At 75.2% G+C, this 3,277-nt stretch carries 2 protein-coding genes and 2 pseudogenes; 1 reads left to right on the top strand and 3 read right to left on the bottom strand.

Annotated elements, in window-relative coordinates:
- The first annotated feature begins 425 nt into the window (after nucleotides 1–425).
- Nucleotides 426–1,100, top strand: coding sequence for a Crp/Fnr family transcriptional regulator (locus FNQ90_RS17215; RefSeq protein WP_143622078.1), 675 nt, complete (start codon nucleotides 426–428; stop codon nucleotides 1,098–1,100).
- A gap of 155 nt (nucleotides 1,101–1,255) precedes the next feature.
- On the opposite strand, the pseudogene FNQ90_RS28715 reads toward FNQ90_RS17215, so the two are convergent.
- The 3 genes and pseudogenes from FNQ90_RS28715 to FNQ90_RS17205 form a co-directional block, all read right to left on the bottom strand.
- Nucleotides 1,256–1,351: pseudogene (locus tag FNQ90_RS28715) on the bottom strand (MBL fold metallo-hydrolase); the annotation flags it as partial.
- Nucleotides 1,352–1,468: 117 nt separating this feature from the next.
- Nucleotides 1,469–1,966 (bottom strand): annotated as a pseudogene (locus tag FNQ90_RS28710) (MBL fold metallo-hydrolase); the annotation flags it as partial.
- Between the two features lie 98 nt (nucleotides 1,967–2,064).
- On the bottom strand, nucleotides 2,065–3,090 hold the full coding sequence (locus FNQ90_RS17205; RefSeq protein WP_228471332.1) for an NUDIX hydrolase: 1,026 nt from the start codon (nucleotides 3,088–3,090) through the stop codon (nucleotides 2,065–2,067).
- Between the last annotated feature and the right edge of the window lie 187 nt (nucleotides 3,091–3,277).

The raw sequence follows: 3,277 nt of genomic DNA, 5'->3' as shown, positions 1-3,277 counted from the left end.
GGGGACGGGGAGAACACGACGGCACGAGGGGGACACGAGGAGGAGCGGAGCGGGGAGTGTGCGAAGCGACACCCGGGCAGAGGCCGGCGCACAGCGCAGGCACCCGGGGTGTTCGCCCCGGGCGAACACCCCGGAAATCGAACACCGTCGCCGTCCGGCCTCCCGCGCGCCGGCGCGACCGACCCCGGGGAGCCGACCGGCCGGTAACCACCGGTGGAACGGCACCCCTCACCGCCCGAATCACCCCCGCGGGGTACGCCGGGGAGCCCGAACGGCCCCCTGGCACGCCCCGACCGGCCGTGGTACGTCAGACTTGTCGCCCGGCGGAAAGGATGTACCGTCCGGCATGATGGCCGGGACGACATCCGGACAACCGACCGGCGGAGCGCCGATCGGAGCCGACGGCCGACAGGGAGAGAGAACTCGTGGACGACGTTCTGCGGCGCGCACCGCTCTTCGCGGCGCTCGACGACGAGCAGGCGGCCGAACTGCGCGCCTCCATGACCGAGACGACGCTCTCGCGCGGCGAGGCGCTGTTCCACGAGGGCGATCAGGGCGACCGGCTCTACGTCGTCACCGAGGGCAAGATCAAGCTGCACCGCACCTCCGCCGACGGCCGGGAGAACATGCTCGCCGTCCTCGGCGCCGGCGAGCTGATCGGTGAACTGTCCCTGTTCGACCCGGGACCGCGCACCGCCACGGCCACCGCCGTGACCGAGTCCCGCCTGCTGGGTCTGGGCCACGCCGACCTCCAGCCCTGGCTCAACGCCCGGCCCGAGGTCGCCGGCGCCCTGCTGCGCGCCGTAGCCCGCCGCCTGCGCCGCACCAACGACAACATGTCCGACCTGGTCTTCTCCGACGTGCCGGGCCGGGTCGCCAAGGCGCTGCTGGACCTCTCCCGCCGCTTCGGCGTGCAGTCGGAGGAGGGCATCCACGTGGTGCACGACCTCACCCAGGAGGAGCTGGCACAGCTGGTCGGCGCCTCCCGGGAGACCGTCAACAAGGCCCTCGCCGACTTCGCGGCGCGCGGCTGGCTGCGCCTGGAGGCCCGCGCGGTCATCCTGCTCGACATCGAGCGCCTGGCCCGCCGCAGCCGCTGACCCCACCGGGGCCGCCCGACCCCACCGGCCGACGGGGTCACGAACCTCCCCGAGGGGGCCCGGACGCCCGGGCCCCCTCGGGCGTTCCACCGGCCCGGCTCCCCCATCGAGGACTCCCCCGCGGGGGCCGGGGCTCACTCGATCAGGCCGTGCCCCCGCAGGTACTCCAACTGCGCCCGCACCGACTGCTCGGCCGCCGGCCACAACGTGCGGTCCACGTCCGCGTACACCCGCGCCACCACCTCCGCCGGCGTGCGCACCCCGTCCTCCACGGCCGTCTCCACCTCCGCCAGCCGCTTGGCCCGGTGCACGAGGTAGTAGTCGATGGCGCCCTGCGCGTCCCGCAGCACCGGGCCGTGGCCCGGCAGCACCGTCCCCACCCCGTCGTCCACCGTCATCGACCGCAGCCGGCGCAGCGAGTCCAGGTAGTCCCCCAGGTCACCGTCGGGATGGCTGACCATCGTGGTGCCCCGGCCCAGGACCGTGTCCCCCGTCAGCACCGCGCCGTCGGCGGGTATGTGGAAGGACAGCGAGTCGCGCGTGTGCCCCGGGGTGGCCACCACGCGCAGCACCAGACCGTCCACCTCCACGGCCTGACCGGCGGTCAGGCCCTCACCGCCCAACAGGAACGCCGGGTCCAGGGCCCGCACCGGGGACCTCGTCAGCTCCGCGAACCGCGCCGCGCCCTCGGAGTGGTCCGCGTGCCCGTGCGTGAGCAGGGTCAGGGCGACCCGCCGGCCGCCCTCCTCCACCGCCGCGATCACCTTCCGCAGGTGCCCCTCGTCCAACGGACCGGGGTCGATCACCACCGCCGACCGGCCGTCCGGCTCGGCGACGATCCAGGTGTTGGTGCCGTCCAGCGTCATCGGCGACGGGTTGGGCGCCAGCACGCACGTGGCGCGCTCCGTCGCCGGCCCGTCGATCGTCCCGGCCCGGGGTCGTCCGGGCGCGGATGCCGCTTCCGTCATCGCCGCTCCTCCGCTCCGCCGCCCGCGTCCGGATCGGGCATCCGCTTCTCGAACTCCTCGTACCCCGGCCAGTGGATGACGATCTGCCCGTCCTCCCTGCGGGTGCGCGCCAGTACCGGCGACAGGTCCCGACCATCGGCCACCGTCCGCACCGCCTCCGGCTCCGCCGAACCCACCGACTCCGCCAGCTCCCGAAGGGTCGCGGCGGTGGGCGGCATCATCAAAAGCTCACCGCGCCGATATCCGGCGTACGCCTCCCCCGGCGCCGTCCACAGCGTGCGGTCCGCCTCCGTGGAGGCGTTCCGCGCCCGCTGTCCCACCGGCAGCGCCGCGACGAAGAACCAGGTGTCGTAGCGGCGGCTCTCGAACTCCGGGGTGATCCACCGCGTCCACGGCGCCAGCAGTTCGCTGCGCAGCACCAACCGCCGGCGGGCCAGGAAGTCGGAGAAGGACAGCTCCCGGTCCACCAGCGCCCGCCGGTCCACCTCCCAGTCGTCGCCGGTGGTGTCGGCGACCACCCCGCCGCCGTGCGGCCCCGCCAACAGCACCCCCGACTCCTCGAAGGTCTCCCGCACCGCCGCGCAGACGATGCTCTGCGCCACCGACTCCGACACCCCCAGCCGGGCCGCCCAGCGCGAACGGTCCGGGCCCGACCAGCCCGCCGCGTCGTCCCACTCCTCGTCGCGCGGGTCCACCCCGCCACCCGGGTACGCGTGCGCGCCCGCCCCGAACGCCATCGACGCCCGCCTCCGCAGCAGGTACACCTCCACCGGCGCCCCGCCGAACGGGCCGTCGCGCAGCAGCATCACCGTCGCCGCCCGGCGCGGCTCCGGCGGCACCAGCTCACCGGCCCACAGCGCGCGGATCCGCCCGGCCCACTCCGGCGGGAACCACTGCCCTCCGGCCGGGGACGACCCCGCGCCGGTCGCGCCGGTCGTGCCGGTTACATCGGTCGCGCCGCCGCCCGCCTCCGTCGTCCGCCCGGTCCCGCCGTCACCCTTGTCGCCGTCCGTCGCACCCATGGGGCGGATGGTACGTGCACCGACCGGTATGCCGGCACCCTGCTCCCCCGGGATGCCGGACCCCCGTTCCCGGGGGAGAGTGGGAAGGGAGTGGAACGGGCTCCGCAGTGACCCCGAACCACGGCAGGGTCGCGAGGAGGCGGGGCCCGCCGGGAACCCCCGGCGGGCCCCGCCACGTCCCATGGGG

Origin of the sequence: Streptomyces alkaliphilus (assembly GCF_014141535.1) — a bacterium.
GTDB lineage: Bacteria > Actinomycetota > Actinomycetes > Streptomycetales > Streptomycetaceae > Streptomyces > Streptomyces alkaliphilus.
This window is presented reverse-complemented; position numbering and strand designations above follow the sequence as displayed.